Here is a 17,153-nt window from a genome sequence, read left to right on the forward strand (position 1 = left end):
TGGATGGAAACCGTGGACACCACGCACAATCCCGGCGCCGAGTCCGGCGGACGATTCTTCAGCCCGGGCCTTGCCGCAAGAACCTCTGCGTCCACCGTGGAAATCAACGGCGGCGCAGTTGCGTACTGGACCTACGAACCCGTCAAAGCAACCGCGGACACGCGGACCATCCTGGTCATCCACGGGTTCCGTGGTGACCACCACGGGTTGCTGCGCGTTGCGGACCAGCTACCGGACATGCGCATCATCATGCCGGACCTGCCCGGGTTCGGGAGCTCAGAACCTTTCACGGACCACGAGCACTCCGTTGCCGGTTACGGCCGGTTCATCTCCGGGTTCATGGAAGCCCTGGACCTCGGCCCAAGCACGGTCCTGTTGGGTCATTCCTTCGGATCCATCGTGGCGAGCCACTTTGCCGCCGCGAACCCAGGGAAGGTCTTCCCGCTGATCCTCATCAACCCCATCGCGGCACCGGCGTTGGAGGGCCCCAAGGGCATCATGACCAAACTGGCCGTCTTCTACTACCAGGCATCTGCCCGGTTGCCCAGGGCACTGGGGCTGGCCATCCTCAGGAACCGGCTGATCGTCCGCGTCATGAGCGTCACCATGGCAAAGACCAAGGACAGGGAGCTGCGCCGCTTCATCCACGGCCAGCACGATGCCTACTTCAGCGCCTTCGCCAACAGGAACAGCCTCCTGGAATCCTTCAAAGCCTCCGTTTCAGGGACCGTGGCCGACGTTGCCGGGGAACTCCGGCTGCCTGTGCTTCTGGTGGCCGGTGAAAAGGACGAAATCGCGACCCTTCCCAACCAATACAAACTCATGCAGCGCCTGCCGGACGCGAGGCTGGAAGTGATTTCCGGCGTCGGACACCTCATCCATTACGAGACACCGGCACCGGCCGCTGCCGCCATCCGCACCTTCCTGGAGGACCACCCGGCGTGAAAATTGTCATCGATGCCCGCTTTACCCGAACGGACCACCACGATGGCATCAGCCGCTATGGTTCGAGCCTCATTGCTGCGACGGCAAAGATTGCCGACGTCACCATGCTCATCAACGACAAGAGGCAGCTCGCCCTGCTCCCCGATGTCCCTTGGGTGATGGTCAACAGTCCCTTGTCCCCGCTGGAACTCTTTGTGGCCCGGAAGGTCAACTCATTGGGTGCCGACGTGGTGGTTTGCCCCATGCAGACCATGGGAACCATCGGACGCAAGTACGGCTTGATCCTGACCCTCCATGACCTCATCTACTACGAACACCCCACTCCCCCGGGCTTTTTGCCGGCTCCGGTGCGGTTGCTCTGGCGCCTGTACCACAAGGCTTTCTGGCCGCAAAGGGTGCTCCTGAACCGTGCGGACGTGGTGGCCACCATCAGCCGGACCACTGAAGCGCTCATGGCCAAGTACCGACTGACCCGCCGCCCGGTGCGGATTGTGGGCAATGCACCACAGCCGGGTCAAACTCCGCGCGATCCTGCAAGCGGTACCGACAAGACGCTGTTGTACATGGGATCCTTCATGCCCTACAAGAATGTGGAAACCATGATCCGGGGCATGGACGGTTTGCCGGACCACACGCTGCACCTGCTGAGCAGGATTACGCCGGAGCGCCGGGCTGAACTCGAAGCACTGGTGCCCCCCGGCGCCAGGGTGGAGTTCCACAACGGCGTCTCCGATGAGGAGTACGAAAAGCTCCTCAACCGCGCCACCGCGCTGATCAGTCTCTCCCGGGCCGAAGGCTACGGTCTTCCCCTGGTGGAAGCCATGGCACTCGGAACCCCCGTCATCGCCAGCGACATCCCCATCTTCCGGGAGGTCGGCGGTGATGCCGTGAGTTACGTCGATCCCGGCTCGCCGGAAGCGTTCGCCGCAGCCGTCATGGAACTGAGCGACGAGGCGCTGTGGCAGGAACGGAGCCGCCGTTCGGTGGAACGGGCCTCAGGCTTCGATTGGAATGAATCTGCCCGGCAACTCCTTGCCGCAGCCGAAGAAGCCGTGGCCCTCCACAGCAGGCAGCGCTAGAGGACGTCCACGCCGTCCAGCCGCAGTTGCACGGGACCGGACAACCGCTTGGCCGCTTGGGCTGCCTTGACCGCACGCATGGTCCTGGTAGCGTCCGCAGCTTCTGCATACGGAAGGAAGAAGAGCGTGCGGGCCTCGGTGTCAGCTTCGGGAGAAGCGGCGGAGGCGGGTGCGGCAGCACTCGGCACGGCAGCAAGCTGCAGCGGAGCCGGACCCACGCTGCGCAGCCTCCGATCGGAGGGGACTGCCGCCTCCAAGGCCGCCGTGAAGGCCACGACGTCGGCCCGCGGACCTGTGACCGAAGCTACCCGGACCGCGGGTGGCAACTGCAACTCTTTGCGAAGCGCCAGTTCGCGGGATGCGTAGCCTGGCGCATCCCAGCGGACAAGGGCTCCAGTGGCCGTGGTGTCGTCCGCTGTGACGACCACCAGCCCTCCCTGGCCGGAAGGGCGGACCAGTGCGGCGGCATTGAACCAGCGTCTGAGGGTGTCCTCCCCCGCCCGCAGGTTTTCCCGCCGCAGCAGTGAATTCCCATCCAGCAGCAGTGCCGCAGCGTAACCGCCGTCGGCCACCGGCTCAGCACCTACGGTGGCCACCACCAGGGCCGGGGCATCGGTGACCGACGCTTTGATGTTGTCCCCGGATGACGTGATCACCGCGGTACCGGGAAACGCACGCCCAAGCTCTTCAGCGGTACGTACCGCCCCCGCTGTTCCCCGGCCGAGACGTGTGCCACGGCAGTTCCGGCACTGCCACTGCGGCGCCGGTGTGGAACACCACCGGCAGGCAGGAATCGCAGAGCTGGCTGCCAACGCCAAGGGACCTTGGCAGGCATTGCACCGGGCCGGTTCCCTGCACGTCCCGCACACCAGGGACGGGGCGTATCCGGCTCGTGCCACCTGTACGAGGACCGGGCCACGCTCCAGCCCCTCTTTGGCTGCACGCCAGGCTACGCCGGGCAAGCGGGCGATGCCGGCCAGGGGATCACGTTCCTGCTCATAGCTGTCCGCTGAGTTCACCACCCGGGGCATGGTGGATCGGATCACTTGCCGCGGCGCTTCGATCGGCACGGCCCACTGCACCTCCACGAGCCGCTGCAGCTCGGTGCTGCGGCTGTGCGATGCCAAAAGGCAGGCAGCATTCTCCTGCGATGCGCGCAGCAGCAGAACCTCCCGGGAGTGGGCATAGGGTGCACGTTGGTCCAGATGCAGGTCATCGGCGTCGTCCCAGCAAACCACCAACCCCAGGTTCCTGACGGGTGCGAACGCTGCGGAGCGGGTTCCGATGGCCACCGACGCTTCGCCCGTGAGCAACCGCATGAAGCTCCGGTACCGCGGTGTCTGGCCGTCGTCTGCTGTCAGCCGGGCGATGTCACTGGCGGGCAGGAGTTCGCCAAGCGCCGCCTCCAGGCGTGCAAGGTCGCGGTAGTCGGGAACCACCACCACGGCTCCGCGGCCTGATGCCCGTACTGCGGCAACCGCCGCGGCGACGACCGCGGGCCAGCCCTCCGACCCAAAGCCCTGCAAGGCGGTCAGGACTGCCTTGGGTGCTCCTCCCCCTGCCACGTGCTGCAGGAATGCCGGACCGTTGACATAGGACGACCATGCCGTGGGATCCAAGGCTCCGTCCGTTGTGCCCGGACGGCCGGCCAGGCCGGTGGCCTCGCTGGAAGCGAACTCCTTCTCCACTTTGGCCACCCGGGGCGGAACGGCTGTCCTGAGGACATCGCTGAGTGTTCCTGCGTACCGTGCGGCCACGGCACCAGCAAGTTCCAACACCGCGGGCGTTAAGACCGGAACAGCGGAAACGACCTTGTGCAGGGGGATCAATGGATGTCCGGCATCGGAGTCTGCCTGCCTGCCGACCACAAAGCCATTGAGGTCCTGGCCGTTGAACTTCACCTTGACCCGGACACCCGGCACGGCGAGGTCTTCCAGGTCCCGGGGCACGCTGTAGTCAAACGGCCTGTCCAGATGCGGCAAGGGAGAGTCCAGCACCACCCTTGCTACGGGGTCGGAAGCCGCAAGCGGCGGCCCGCCGGTAGCCGGCTTGGCCGGAAATCCCTGAAGCAGGGAGGGCTGAAGCAACGCAGGCTGCGTCTCGTGTGCTGCCACTGCTCCACCTCCGACTCGTACTGATGGTCCCGGCGCCTCACCGGCCGGGAGGCGCCAACAAACGAAAGGTGCCCGCAGCGGCACCAAACCGCTGCGGGCACCTCCGGAACAAGTAGACCGTGCGCCACTGACAATATTGCCCGGTCGCCGGCGGTCAGGCGTTGAAGAATTCCTTCAGGTCGGCGACCCGGTCAAGCCGTTCCCAGGTGAAGTCGGGCTCGTCCCGGCCAAAGTGCCCGTGGGCTGCGGTCTTGGCGTAGATCGGGCGCTTCAGGTCCAGGGCATCGATGATGGCACGGGGGCGGAGGTCGAAGATCTCGTTGATGGCCTCGCTGATGCGGGCTGGATCCACGGTTTCCGTACCGAAAGTCTCCACGTACGTGCCCACGGGGCGGGCCTGTCCGATGGCGTAGGCGATCTGGATTTCAGCACGCTTGGCAAGCCCTGCTGCTACCACGTTCTTGGCCACCCAGCGCATGGCGTAGGCCGCCGAACGGTCCACCTTGGACGGATCCTTGCCGGAGAACGCACCGCCGCCGTGGCGGGAGAAACCACCGTAGGTGTCGACAATAATCTTGCGGCCGGTGAGTCCGGCGTCACCTACCGGACCACCGATCACGAAGGCACCGGCAGGGTTGAGGATGTTGGAAACCCTGGAAATATCCAGATTGGAAGCCGCGAGGACCGGATCGATCACGTGGCTGGCAAGATCCGCCCGCAACTGCTCCAAGCCGGTTTCTTCTGCGTGCTGGCTGGAAATGACGACCGTCTGGACGGAAACCGGGCGATCGCCGTCGTACCCGACCGTGACCTGGGTCTTGCCGTCCGGACGCAGGTACGCAAGCTCGCCGTTCTTCCGCACCTCGGTGAGCCGCTCCGACAAGCGGTGGGCCAACCAGATGGGCGTGGGCATGTAAGACGGGGTCTCATCACTGGCATAGCCGAACATGATGCCCTGGTCACCGGCGCCCTGGAGGTCGTAATCGTCCTCCTGGCGGCCTTCACGGGCTTCCAGGGAATTGAAGACGCCCCCGGCGATGTCATTCGACTGCTGGCCGATGGACACGGAAACGCCACAGCGGGCGCCATCGAATCCGTTGGCCGACGAGTCATAGCCGATACCCAGGATCGTTTCGCGCACAATTTGCGGGATTTCAACGTAGGCGTCCGTGGTGACTTCACCGGCCACGTGCACCAGACCCGTGGTGGCCATGGTTTCGACCGCGACCCGGGATTCGGGGTCGGCAGCCAGCAGGGCATCAAGGATGGCATCGCTGATTTGGTCGCAGATCTTGTCCGGATGCCCCTCAGTCACCGACTCGGAGGTGAAGAGCCGGAGCTTGGACGGGGTGCCGTGGTGTTCATGGTGCAGCGGTAAAGTCACTAGACCACCTTACTGTGTTGCGGGACGGCGGCTTTCGCCGTGTGTCCGATTGCTAAGAATTCCAACCGCCACGCGGCTACGGGGCCGGGGAAACCAACGGCAGTTCGCTGGCCACCCGAACGATCACCGCATCGGCAACCTCCGCCTTTGATCCCGAAGCCTGCTCAGGTTCAGCCCCGCGCCCGGACAGGATCACCACGGAATTTTCGTCCTGGCCGAAGACCCTGCCGACACCCACATGGTTGACCACCAGCAGGTCGCAGCCTTTGCGCTTCAGCTTGGCGGCCGCGTGCTCCAGGACGTCTCCCTCCTCATCGCCTGTTTCGGCAGCGAATCCCACAATCAACTGTTGGGCCCCACCGGCATCGCGCTGTTCAACCAACTCCCGCAGGATGTCCGGGTTGCGGACCAGGTGCACGACGGGAGCGTCTTCGCCGTCGACCTTCTTGATTTTGGTGTCGGAAACCTCCGCCGGACGGAAATCGGCAACGGCGGCGGCCATAATCACGACGTCGGAGTCCACTGCCGCTTTCAGCGCAGCTTCCCGCAGTTCCAGCGCAGATTCGACACGGACGAGTTCGACGCCGGCCGGCGGCTCGACGTCCATATGGGCTGCCAGGAGGCGGACCTCGGCACCCGCCGCCAACGCGGCAGCAGCCAGGGCGGCGCCTTGCTTGCCGGAGGAGCGGTTTCCGAGGAACCTCACTGGATCCAGGGCTTCGCGCGTGCCGCCAGCTGAAATCGTGACGGTACGGCCGGCCAAAGGGCGTTCCCGGCCGGCTCCGGTTACCAGAGCCATGGCGGCCTCGAAGATCTCCTCGGGGTCGGGAAGGCGGCCGGGGCCTGAGTCGGCGCCGGTGAGGCGGCCCGAAGCCGGTTCCAGCACTGCCACTCCCCGCTCGCGAAGGGTGGCCACGTTGGCCCGCGTGGCGGCGTGCTGCCACATCTCCGTGTGCATGGCAGGTGCGAACAGCACCGGCCCGTGAGCCATCAGGAGGGTGTTCGTGAGCAAATCCCCGGCCTGTCCCGTAGCCGCTTTGGCCAGGAGGTCCGCAGTGGCCGGAGCTACGACCATGAGGTCGGCCTCGTGCCCCAGACGGACATGGTTGACCTTCTCAACGTCATCGAAAACGCTGTTGCTCACGGGGTTCCCGGACAGGGCTTCCCACGTGGCTACACCGACAAAACGGGTGGCGGCCTCAGTGGGAATGACCGTGACCTTGTGTCCGGCTTCAGTAAAAAGCCGGAGGAGCGATGCAACCTTGTAGGCTGCGATCCCTCCCCCGACTCCGAGGACTATGCGCACGTGACCTCCGTCAACAGGCAGTCGTGTTTTATTCTGCAGGCTCGATCGGCGTGGAAACGAGCAGGCCTTCGTTGATCTCGCGCAGGGCGATGGAAAGGGACTTCTCGTTCAGCTTGGTGTCGACGAGCGGTCCGACATATTCGAAAAGGCCCTCGTGCAGCTGGGCGTAGTACGCGTTGATCTGGCGGGCACGCTTGGCGCCGAAGATCACCAGGCCGTACTTGGAATCGGCAGCCTCAAGCAGCGAATCGATCGGCGGGTTGATGATGCCTTCAAGGTTGGTGGACACGAATTCTCCAAATTCTAGCGGGCCGACAATGCAAGCGCTTAGCGCCCGTGCGGGGTAAGCCCCATGAGTGAAACAAGCTCGTCCGCTGCCCGGCGAACGTCGTCATTGATGACGGTGTGGTCAAACTCCGGTTCAGCAGCAAGTTCAAGTTTAGCGGTTTCCAGCCTCCGCTGCTGTTCCTCGGCAGTTTCCGTGCCGCGGCCCACCAGCCTCCGCACCATTTCGTCCCAGCTCGGCGGGGCGAGGAAGACGAACTGGGCATCCGGAACGGCTGCCTTGACCTGGCGGGCTCCCTGCAGGTCGATTTCCAGCAGGACGGACTTTCCCTCGGCAATCGCGGCATTGACCGTGCTGCGGAGTGTCCCGTAACGGTTATGGCCGTGGACAACAGCCCATTCCAGAAGTTCGCCGTCCTCAACCAGGGAATCGAATTCCTCGGCGGACTTGAAGAAGTAGTGGACGCCGTCCTTCTCCCCTGGCCGGGCGGCACGGGTGGTGGCGGAAACTGAAAGCCAAACCTCCGGATAGTTGTCCCTGATGTAGGTGGATACGGTTCCCTTGCCTACAGCAGTAGGGCCTGCAAGGACAGTCAGTCCAGGTTTCTTGCTCACGGATTCCTTAGGAGAGTTGCTTTTATGCGCTTGGCTGGTTTCCCATAAAATCTACCAGCGCCTTGGCCTGGTGTACGCCCAGGCCGCGGATACGGCGGGAACCGGCGATGCCGATTTCCGCCATGATCCCGGCAGCACGCACCGGACCAATGCCCGGAAGCGCTTCCAGCAACTCGACGACGCGCATGCGGGCTATCGCGTCATCCGAGCCGCCACTGGCTATGAGTTCGGCGACGCTGACCTCGCCACGCTTCAGCTTTTCCTTGGCCGCGGCCCTGACGGCACGCGCCTTGGCGGCCTTCTCCAACGCGTCGGACCGCTCCTTCGGTGTCAGCTCTTTAAGGCCCACTGCCAAACCCCTGTCAGCTCCGATGTGTGATCCAGATCATGAGAGAACTGTTCCTGAACCTACCTGCAGCCACTGCGGAGCGCAATGCGCTTGCGCAATCAGTCAGCCAGCAGTCCGTCCAGCGTTTGGCGCGTTGCCTCACGCAGACCTGCCACAGTGGGACCTGCGGCCAGGATGCCACGGCTGGAGGTCGCCAGGACAGTCGGATAAGCAGCACCAAAAGTAGCCCGAAGGTCGGCCGGAGTAGCGCCCTGGGCGCCCAGGCCCGGGGCCAGGATCGCACCCCGCACCGGGGCGAGGTCAATGGCCAGGTCCTCCAGTGCCGAACCGATGGTGGCCCCAACAACCAGGCCCACCGATCCCAAGGCACCGGAATACCGCTGGTTTTCCCTGGCGGTTGCCGCGACAATCTGCCGGGCCACTGAATCGTCGCCGCCAACGTGCTGGACGCTTTTGCCCTCAGGGTTGGATGTCAGCGCGAGGACAAATACTCCCCTGCCATACTCCGCGGCAAGGTCCAGGGCAGGACGCAGGGACTCAAAACCGAGATAGGGGCTCAGTGTCACCGAATCGGCCGCCAACGCCGAACCGTCCCTGAGCCATGCATCTGCGTAGGCGGCCATCGTTGAACCAATGTCTCCTCGCTTGGCGTCTGCGATGCTCAGCACGCCTGCATCCGCAGCAGCAGCCAAAGTGCGCTCCAGGACAGCCATGCCGGCAGACCCGTGACGCTCGTAGAGGGCCACCTGCGGCTTGACGGCGGCAGCGAGGGAAGCCACCGTCTCGACCACGGTGAGGGAAAAGCGCTCCAACCCGGCGGCGTCGTCGTTCAGTCCCCAGTCCGCCAGCAACTGCGGGTGCGGGTCGATCCCAACGCACAGCGGACCCCTGTCAGCCATGGCCGCAGCCAGCCGGGAGCCGAAAGACTCCCGGACCGGCTGCTGGACTTCCTGTGCCTCAGGCATTCGCTGCTTCCAGCGATGCAGTCAGGTTTGCTGAGTGCTCCTGCAGGCTGGTGACCGACCATTCGTAGGTCCGCAGGGCCTCGATGGCCTGCACTGCGGCATTGAACTCGGCCACGGTGGTGATGCAGGGGATGCCGATCGATGTCGCGGCAGCGCGCAGTTCGTAACCGTCGCTGCGGGCCTCGCCACCGGACGGGGTGTTGAACACCATGTCGATTTCACCCGCGACCACGAGGTCGGCAATGGTGCCTTCGCCTTCGGCGCTGCTGCCCTCGGCAACCTTCCGAACGGGAGTTGCCTGGATGCCGTTGCGGCGCAGGACATCCGCCGTGCCGCCGGTGGAGACAATCTCGAAGCCGAGGTCGGACAGGCGCTTGACGCCCATGATGACAGAACGCTTGTCCCGGTTGGCTACCGAGACGAAGATTTTGCCACCGGTGGGCAGCGCGTTGTTGGCCCCGGACTGGCTCTTGGCGAACGCGGTATCGAAGTGCTTGTCGATGCCCATGACCTCACCCGTGGAGCGCATCTCCGGGCCGAGCAGCGAGTCCACCACCTTGCCTTCCGGAGTACGGAACCGGCTGAACGGCAGGACTGCTTCCTTCACGGCCACAGGAGCATCCAGCGGAAGAGTGGAGCCGTCACCGGTTTCCGGCAGCATCTTGTAGGCAGTGCGGAGTTGGTTGATGGTCACGCCAGTGCCGATCAGCGCGGCAGCCTTGGCCATCTGGACGCCCGTTGCCTTGGAGACGAACGGGACGGTGCGGGAGGCACGCGGGTTGGCTTCCAGGACGTACAGGACGTCGGAGGCCAGGGCGAACTGGATGTTGATGAGCCCTCGAACGCCTACGCCCTCGGCGATGGCACGGGTAGCCGTGCGCACGCGTTCGATCACGTTGTTGCCCAGCGTGATCGGCGGCAGGACACAGGCCGAGTCACCGGAGTGGATACCGGCCTCCTCGATGTGCTCCATGATGCCGCCCAGGTACATGTCGTTGCCGTCGAACAGCGCGTCAACATCGATCTCCACCGCATCTTCGAGGAAGCGGTCGATCAGCACCGGGTGGTCCGGCGTGATTTCCGTCGCGTTGGCGATGTACCGGGAAAGGTTGGCCTCGTCATAAACGATCTCCATGCCGCGACCGCCCAGCACGTAGGACGGGCGGACCAGGACCGGGTAACCGATCTCGTCGGCAATCTTCTTGGCGTCCTCGAAGGAAACGGCCGTACCGTTCTTGGGCGAGGTCAGGCCAGCTTCATCCAGCACGCGGGCGAACGCACCACGGTGTTCGGCGAGGTCGATGGCTTCCGGCGAGGTACCGAGGATCGGAACACCGGCATCGGCCAGCTGCTGGGCGAGCTTGAGCGGAGTCTGGCCGCCCAGCTGTACGAAGACACCCATCACGCCACCGGTGCGCTCTTCGGCAGCGATGACTTCCAGGACGTCTTCGAGGGTCAGCGGCTCGAAGTAGAGGCGCGTGGAGATGTCGTAGTCGGTGGAAACCGTCTCCGGGTTGCAGTTGACCATGACGGTCTCGTAGCCGGCCTTGCGGAGCGCCATGGAGGCGTGGACGCAGGAGTAATCGAACTCGATGCCCTGGCCGATGCGGTTGGGGCCGGATCCGAGGATGATGACCGACGGCTTGGCGTGCAGGCCCACTTCGTCTTCCTCGTCGTAGGCCGAGTAGTGGTACGGCGTGTAGGCCGCGAACTCGGCAGCGCAGGTGTCCACGGTCTTGTACACGGGGCGGATGCCCAGTGCCTGGCGGACACCGCGCACCACGGCTTCGGAATTATGGGTCAGGGCACCGATCTGCTCATCCGAGAAGCCATGGCGCTTGGCGTTGCGCAGCATGTCTTCGCTCAGGACGCCGGCCTTGCGGATTTCCTGGGCGGTTTCGTTCAGCAGCTGGAGCTGGTCCAGGAACCACGGATCGATCTTGGTGGCTTCGTAGAGGTCCTCCACGGTGGCACCTCCGAGGAGGGCGCGCTGCACCTGGTACAGGCGTTCCGTGGTGGGACGCTTGGCCTTTTCGATGAGGCCGGCAACGTCGTATTCCGGCACCGGCGTGAAGTCCAGCTGCGAACCCTTCTGTTCCAGGGAGCGCAGGGCTTTCTGCAGGGCTTCGGTGAAGTTGCGGCCCATCGCCATGGCCTCGCCCACCGACTTCATGGTGGTGGTCAGGGTGTTGTCGGCTGCGGGGAACTTCTCGAAGGCGAAGCGCGGGACCTTGACCACCACGTAGTCGAGGGTCGGCTCGAAGGATGCCGGCGTCTTCTGCGTGATGTCGTTGGGGATTTCGTCCAGCGTGTAGCCCAGGGACAGCTTGGTGGCGATCTTGGCGATCGCGAAGCCGGTGGCCTTGGATGCCAATGCCGATGACCGGGAGACGCGCGGGTTCATCTCGATGACCACCACGCGTCCGGTGTCCGGGTTGATGGCGAACTGGATGTTGCAACCGCCCGTGTCCACGCCGACTTCGCGGATGACGGCGATGGCGACGTCACGCAGCTTCTGGTATTCGCGGTCCGTCAGGGTCAGGGCCGGCGCAACGGTGATGGAGTCGCCGGTGTGCACACCCACGGGGTCGAAGTTCTCGATGGAGCAGACAACAACGACGTTGTCGTTCTTGTCGCGCATCATCTCGAGTTCGTATTCCTTCCAGCCGAGGATGCTTTCCTCGAGAAGGACCTCGGTGGTGGGACTGTATTGCAGGCCCTGGCCGACAATACGGCGCAGGTCGTCCTCGTTGTACGCCAGGCCGGAGCCCAGGCCACCCATGGTGAAGGACGGACGGACCACCATGGGGTAGCCCAGGTCCTCGGCAGCCTTGAAGGCCTCGTCCATGGTGTGGATGATGTGGCTGCGTGCCGACTCCGCACCGCAGCGTTCCACCACGCCCTTGAACTTCTCCCGGTCTTCACCAAGTTCGATCGCAGCGATGTTGGCGCCGATGAGCTCGACGTTGTACTTCTCCAGCACACCGTTCTTGTCCAGGGCGATCGCCGTGTTCAGCGCCGTCTGTCCGCCCAGGGTGGGCAGCACGGCGTCAGGACGCTCCTTGGCGATGATCTTTTCGACCACTTCCGGCGTGATGGGTTCGACGTAAGTGGCATCGGCGAATTCGGGATCCGTCATGATGGTGGCCGGGTTGGAGTTCACCAGGATGACGCGCAGGCCTTCGTCCTTGAGGACGCGCAGCGCCTGGGTCCCGGAGTAGTCGAACTCGGCCGCCTGGCCAATGACGATCGGACCCGAACCGATGACAAGGACGCTCTTGAGATCTGTACGCTTGGGCATTACTTCTTGTCCTCAGTCTTGGATTCGGTGGAGTTGTGGTTGGCTGCCTTGGCATCGGCCATGAGGTCGATGAAGCGGTCGAAGAGGTAGGCAGCGTCGTGCGGGCCCGCGGCAGCCTCCGGGTGGTACTGGACCGAGAAGGCAGGGATGTCGAGGCACGCAAGGCCTTCGACGACGTCGTCGTTCAACGAAACGTGGCTCACCTCGACGCGTCCGTAACGTTCCTCCGGCGCCACAGTGGCACCGTTCAGCGGCGCGTCGACGGCGAAGCCGTGGTTCTGGGAGGTGATTTCCACCTTGCCGGTGCGGCGGTCCATGACCGGCTGGTTGATGCCGCGGTGGCCGTAGCGCAGCTTGTATGTGCCGAAGCCGAGGGCACGGCCCAGGATCTGGTTGCCGAAGCAGATGCCGAAGTACGGCAGCTTCTCGTCCAGTACGGAGCGCAGCAGCGTCACCTGGTGGTCAGCCGTGGCAGGGTCGCCCGGTCCGTTGGACATGAAGAACCCGTCCGGCTTCACGGCGTTGACGTCCTCGACCGTGGAGGTAGCCGGAAGGACGTGGACCCGAACGCCGCGCTCGGCGAAACGGACAGGCGTCATGGCCTTGATGCCGAGGTCGACGGCGGCGATGGAGAACCGCGGTTCGCCCTCCCAACCGTGGTCCTTGGGATCCACGACATAGGCTTCGTCGATGCTGACCTCTTCGGCCAGTGCTGCGCCTTCCATCGGTGCGCTGGCCAGGACGATGTCCAGAAGTTCCTTATCGGATGCCTGGGCAGCCTCGCCGGAGAAGATCCCGGCGCGCATGGTCTTGTGTTCACGCAGGTGCCGGGTAATGGCGCGGGTGTCCACGCCCTGGATGCCCACGATGCCCTGTTCGACCAGTTCGTCGTCGAGGCTTCGTTCCGAGCGCCAGTTGGAGGGGCGGCGTGCGGCGTCGCGGACGATGTAGCCTGCCACCCAGATGCGGCGGGACTCAGCGTCTTCGCTGTTGACGCCCGTGTTGCCGATGTGCGGAGCGGTCTGAACCACGAGCTGGCGGGCGTAGGAGGGGTCGGTGATGGTCTCCTGGTAACCGGTCATGCCGGTAGCGAAGACGGCCTCACCAAGGGCAGTTCCCTGGGCGCCGTAGCTGCGGCCGCGGAACATGCGGCCGTCTTCGAGCACCAGTACTGCTGCTGAGGATGAGGTTGCGGTGGCTGCGTTACTGTCCGTCACTTTATTTCTTTCCACTATCGGCATCTGCCTGGGGGGCTGCGGAGATCAATTCCTGGATGGCTTGGAGCAAGGGCTGTCTGTCGGCGCTGTGCCTGGACCGGAAGCCGGTGTCGAGTTCCTGTTGGCCCAGCTTCCAGCTGATGACCAAAAGGCCGTCCTTTTCGACGAACTTTCCTGCCATGCCGCTGGTTTCCCGGGTTTCCACCAAGGCTTCCCGGGGGATGAACACCGGCGCAACACCTGCCCTGTCGAACAGGATGCCTTCGGCGTGGACGCTCAGCTCCGCGGTGGTCCTGATGCCCAGTCCCTGCACGGCGATGCGGTCCAGCCAGTCACCGGCGGTTGTGGTGGCGACATACTGGCCGTCGGCCACCAGTGAGGCCGGAGTCAGTTCGCCCGGCACCTGCGGAAGGCGTTCGACGCCGGCCTGCCGCCTCAGCCTGCTGCGCCAACCAAACCAGATCATCGCCAGGACGGCGATGACCAGCACGGCCGTGATGACAGCCGTCAATGTTTGGGTGCTGTCCATCACGTACCGCTGACTGCCCCGGCGGCCGGGGTTGCGTCGTCGGTGTATCGGTATGGGGTGTTCAGCTGGCCGTTGAGCACTGTGGGGTGTCCCTTGAAGAAGGTAGCCACCACAGATCCGGGCAGCTCTTTGCCCTTGAACGGTGAATTGCGGCCCATGGTGGCCATCTTATGGGGGTCCACGGTCCAGCGCGCAGCCGGGTCGACCAGGATGACGTTGGCGGGCTCTCCTGATTCGAGGGGACGTCCCTGGTCGGCCAGCCGGCCGATCGTTGCCGGGCTGAAGGACGTGACCCTTGCGAAGTCGGCCCACGTCATGAGGCCCGTCTCGATCATGGTCTCCTGGACCACGGACAAGGCGGTCTCAAGGCCGGTCATGCCCATGGCCGCCTGTGCCCACTCGCATTCCTTGTGCTCGCTCGGGTGCGGCGCATGGTCCGTTCCAACGACGTCGATCGTGCCGTCGGCAAGCCCTTCGCGGAGTGCCTGGACATCGTGGTTGGTGCGCAGGGGCGGGTTGACCTTGTAGACGGGGTCGTAGCTGCGGACCAGTTCGTCGGTCAGGATCAGGTGGTGCGGGGTCACCTCTGCCGTGACGTTGATGCCCCTGGCCTTGGCCCAGCGGATGATCTCCACCGAACCTGCCGTGGAGACGTGGCAGACGTGCAGGCGGGAACCAACATGCTGTGCCAGCAACACGTCCCGGGCGATGATGCTTTCTTCGGCGACCGCCGGCCAACCGGCAAGTCCCAGGACCGCGGAAACGGCACCTTCGTTCATCTGTGCCCCGGCGGTAAGGCGGGGTTCCTGCGCGTGCTGGGCCACCACGCCGTCGAACGCTTTGACGTATTCCAAGGCACGGCGCATGAGGACCGGGTCGTGGACGCAGATACCGTCGTCGGAGAACATCCGGACCTGGGCGCGTGAATCAGCCATGGCACCCAGCTCGGCGAGCTGCTCGCCTGCGAGCCCCACGGTCACTGCGCCAACCGGCCGGACATCCACCCACCCGGAAGCGCGACCCAGGCTGTGGACCTGCTCCACAACGCCGGCGGTGTCCGCCACCGGGTTGCTGTTGGCCATGGCGTGGACGGCAGTGAATCCGCCCAAGGCGGCGGCACGGGTTCCGGTCTCCACCGTTTCTGCGTCTTCGCGACCCGGTTCACGCAGGTGGGTGTGCACATCAACCATGCCCGGAAGGGCAACCAGGCCGGCAGCGTCGATAACGGTAGCGTCGTCGTCCCTAAGGTCCTTTCCCCGCCCGGCGATGATGCCGTCACGGATCAGCAGGTCCTCGGAGTCGCCACCAAGAATGGCGGCGCCACGGATCAGGTACGTGTTTTCGGCCATCAGTTGCTCTCCTTGGTGGACTGGTGCGAAGCGGTGGATGCGGTGTCGCGGGTGTCGCCGGACAGCAGCAGGTAGAGGGCCGCCATCCGCACGGAGACACCGTTCCGGACCTGTGCCAGGACGGTGGACCGCGGTGAATCGGCGGCAGCAGACGAAATTTCCAGGCCGCGGTTCATGGGGCCCGGGTGCATGATGATCGTGTCCTTCATGCCGAGGTCGTCCAGTGTCCGCAGGCGGGCATCGTCAAAGCCCCAGCGGCGGGAATACTCCCGGGTGGACGGGAAGAAGGAAGCGTTCATGCGCTCACCCTGGACGCGCAGCATCATCATGGCGTCAACTCCCGATTCGAGGGTCTCGTCCAGGTTGTAGCTGACCTTGCAGGGCCAGTGTTCGACGCCGATCGGCAGCAAGGTGGGAGGCGCCACCAGGGTGACTTCCGCCCCGAGGGTCCGGAGAAGCCACACATTGGAACGGGCCACGCGGGAGTGCAGGACGTCCCCTGCGATCGCCACCCGCATGCCACCCAGGTTGGCGCCGGTGGAGGCGGTTCCGTTGACCCGGGACCAGTGCCGGCGCATGGTGAAGGCGTCCAGCAGGGCCTGGGTGGGGTGCTCATGGGTTCCGTCTCCGGCGTTGACCACTGCGGCATCGATCCAGTCCGTGGCCGCCAACCGATGGGGAGCCCCCGAAGCCCAGTGCCGGATCACCACAGCGTCGGCGCCCATGGCGGCCAGCGTCTGGGCAGTGTCTTTGAGCGACTCACCCTTGGACACCGAGGAGCCCTTGGCGGCAAAGTTGATGACATCGGCCGACAAGCGCTTGGCCGCGGCTTCGAAGGAGATGCGGGTCCTCGTGGAGTCCTCGAAGAAGAGGTTCACCACGGTGCGGCCGCGGAGGGCCGGCAGCTTCTTGACCTCGCGGTCCCCCACCGCTGACATTTCCTCGGCGGTATCAAGGATGCGGATAGCGTCCGCGGCGCTGAGGTTTTCGGTGGAAAGTAGGTGCTTCACTTACCCGCCTCGATCACTACTTCGTTGATGGGTTCACCGTTCACTGCATCTGTCTCTTCAAGGCGCACGCGGACTTTTTCGGCCGAGGACGTGGGCAGGTTCTTTCCTACGTGGTCTGCACGGATGGGGAGCTCACGGTGGCCCCTGTCCACCAGGACCGCCAGCCGGACGATGCGGGGACGGCCCAGGTCCACCAAGGCATCGAGGGCGGCGCGGATGGTGCGGCCGGAGTAAAGGACATCGTCAATCAGGACGACCACTTTGTTGTCGATGCCGGACAACGGAAGGCGTGTGTGGTGGGGAGGGCGCGTGGGCTGGTGGGAAAGATCGTCACGGAACATGGTGACGTCCAGCTGGCCGACTATGGTCTCGGCGTTGACTGCGGGATCGGCGGCAGCGATCTTGTTGGCGAGGCGCACTGCCAGAGGATAGCCGCGACTGGGGATGCCCAGCAGGACCAGGTCCTGGGAGCCCTTGTTGGCCTCGAGGATCTCGTGGGCGATACGAGTGAGCGCACGGTCAATGTCCGCCTGGTTGAGGACAACCCGCGGCGGAACCTGTGCTGAAGCAATATCAGACATTCGCTCGTCTCCCCTTTCCCCGCCTCACAGGACGGAATTAAAAAAGGAATATTTGCGCTTCAAAACTACCACAGGCCCTCGCCCCGGCCTCACCGGCCAGGCAGGACACCGGTGAGTTTAAGCT

15 protein-coding genes are annotated in these 17,153 nt (G+C 64.6%); 2 read left to right on the plus strand and 13 right to left on the minus strand.

Annotation, left to right across the window (positions count from 1 at the left end; translation table 11 throughout):
* Nucleotides 1-3 precede the first annotated feature (3 nt).
* Both ACPFL9_RS11650 and ACPFL9_RS11655 read left to right on the plus strand, forming a co-directional pair.
* Nucleotides 4-945 carry an alpha/beta fold hydrolase gene (locus ACPFL9_RS11650; RefSeq protein ID WP_426002809.1) on the plus strand — a complete coding sequence of 314 codons (942 nt, stop codon included), beginning with the start codon at nucleotides 4-6 and terminating at the stop codon, nucleotides 943-945.
* On the plus strand, nucleotides 942-2,024 hold the full coding sequence (locus ACPFL9_RS11655; protein WP_426002810.1) for a glycosyltransferase family 4 protein: 1,083 nt from the start codon (nucleotides 942-944) through the stop codon (nucleotides 2,022-2,024). The genes ACPFL9_RS11650 and ACPFL9_RS11655 overlap by 4 nt, the downstream gene beginning before the upstream one ends.
* Here the strand turns inward: ACPFL9_RS11655 and ACPFL9_RS11660 are convergent.
* The 13 genes from ACPFL9_RS11660 to pyrR all read right to left on the minus strand — a co-directional run bounded on the left by ACPFL9_RS11660 (nucleotide 2,021) and on the right by pyrR (nucleotide 17,029).
* Nucleotides 2,021-4,138, minus strand: coding sequence for a primosomal protein N' (locus ACPFL9_RS11660; protein ID WP_426002811.1), 2,118 nt, complete (start codon nucleotides 4,136-4,138; stop codon nucleotides 2,021-2,023). The two genes, ACPFL9_RS11655 and ACPFL9_RS11660, sit on opposite strands and share 4 nt — an antisense overlap.
* A gap of 154 nt (nucleotides 4,139-4,292) precedes the next feature.
* Nucleotides 4,293-5,522, minus strand: coding sequence for a methionine adenosyltransferase (metK, locus tag ACPFL9_RS11665; protein ID WP_426002813.1), 1,230 nt, complete (start codon nucleotides 5,520-5,522; stop codon nucleotides 4,293-4,295).
* 76 nt (nucleotides 5,523-5,598) lie between these two features.
* The gene (gene coaBC, locus ACPFL9_RS11670; protein ID WP_426002815.1) at nucleotides 5,599-6,828 is read right to left on the minus strand and encodes a bifunctional phosphopantothenoylcysteine decarboxylase/phosphopantothenate--cysteine ligase CoaBC; all 1,230 of its coding nucleotides are present in this window, start codon (nucleotides 6,826-6,828) and stop codon (nucleotides 5,599-5,601) included.
* Nucleotides 6,829-6,856: 28 nt separating this feature from the next.
* Nucleotides 6,857-7,117 carry a DNA-directed RNA polymerase subunit omega gene (gene rpoZ, locus ACPFL9_RS11675; protein WP_017197559.1) on the minus strand — a complete coding sequence of 87 codons (261 nt, stop codon included), beginning with the start codon at nucleotides 7,115-7,117 and terminating at the stop codon, nucleotides 6,857-6,859.
* 38 nt (nucleotides 7,118-7,155) lie between these two features.
* Complete coding sequence (gene gmk / locus ACPFL9_RS11680; protein ID WP_426002817.1) at nucleotides 7,156-7,728, minus strand: guanylate kinase; 573 nt, start codon at nucleotides 7,726-7,728, stop codon at nucleotides 7,156-7,158.
* A 22-nt stretch (nucleotides 7,729-7,750) separates the two neighbouring features.
* Nucleotides 7,751-8,077 carry an integration host factor, actinobacterial type gene (mihF, locus tag ACPFL9_RS11685; protein WP_426002819.1) on the minus strand — a complete coding sequence of 109 codons (327 nt, stop codon included), beginning with the start codon at nucleotides 8,075-8,077 and terminating at the stop codon, nucleotides 7,751-7,753.
* A gap of 98 nt (nucleotides 8,078-8,175) precedes the next feature.
* A complete protein-coding gene (gene pyrF, locus ACPFL9_RS11690) occupies nucleotides 8,176-9,042 on the minus strand; it encodes an orotidine-5'-phosphate decarboxylase (RefSeq protein ID WP_426002820.1) in 867 nt (288 codons plus the stop codon).
* Nucleotides 9,035-12,343, minus strand: coding sequence for a carbamoyl-phosphate synthase large subunit (gene carB / locus ACPFL9_RS11695; RefSeq protein ID WP_426002821.1), 3,309 nt, complete (start codon nucleotides 12,341-12,343; stop codon nucleotides 9,035-9,037). The genes pyrF and carB overlap by 8 nt, the downstream gene beginning before the upstream one ends.
* A complete protein-coding gene (gene carA / locus ACPFL9_RS11700) occupies nucleotides 12,343-13,584 on the minus strand; it encodes a glutamine-hydrolyzing carbamoyl-phosphate synthase small subunit (RefSeq protein ID WP_426002822.1) in 1,242 nt (413 codons plus the stop codon). The genes carB and carA overlap by 1 nt, the downstream gene beginning before the upstream one ends.
* A complete protein-coding gene (locus tag ACPFL9_RS11705) occupies nucleotides 13,562-14,089 on the minus strand; it encodes a hypothetical protein (protein WP_426002824.1) in 528 nt (175 codons plus the stop codon). Before ACPFL9_RS11705 ends, carA begins: the two co-directional genes overlap by 23 nt.
* Complete coding sequence (locus ACPFL9_RS11710) at nucleotides 14,089-15,438, minus strand: dihydroorotase (protein ID WP_426002825.1); 1,350 nt, start codon at nucleotides 15,436-15,438, stop codon at nucleotides 14,089-14,091. The genes ACPFL9_RS11705 and ACPFL9_RS11710 overlap by 1 nt, the downstream gene beginning before the upstream one ends.
* Entirely contained in the window at nucleotides 15,438-16,448 is a 1,011-nt protein-coding gene (locus ACPFL9_RS11715; protein ID WP_426002826.1) for an aspartate carbamoyltransferase catalytic subunit, read from the minus strand. Before ACPFL9_RS11715 ends, ACPFL9_RS11710 begins: the two co-directional genes overlap by 1 nt.
* On the minus strand, nucleotides 16,445-17,029 hold the full coding sequence (gene pyrR, locus ACPFL9_RS11720; protein ID WP_426002827.1) for a bifunctional pyr operon transcriptional regulator/uracil phosphoribosyltransferase PyrR: 585 nt from the start codon (nucleotides 17,027-17,029) through the stop codon (nucleotides 16,445-16,447). The genes ACPFL9_RS11715 and pyrR overlap by 4 nt, the downstream gene beginning before the upstream one ends.
* Nucleotides 17,030-17,153: the final 124 nt, after the last annotated feature.

This window comes from Paenarthrobacter sp. NyZ202 (genome assembly GCF_049860755.1).
Classification (GTDB): Bacteria; Actinomycetota; Actinomycetes; order Actinomycetales; family Micrococcaceae; genus Arthrobacter.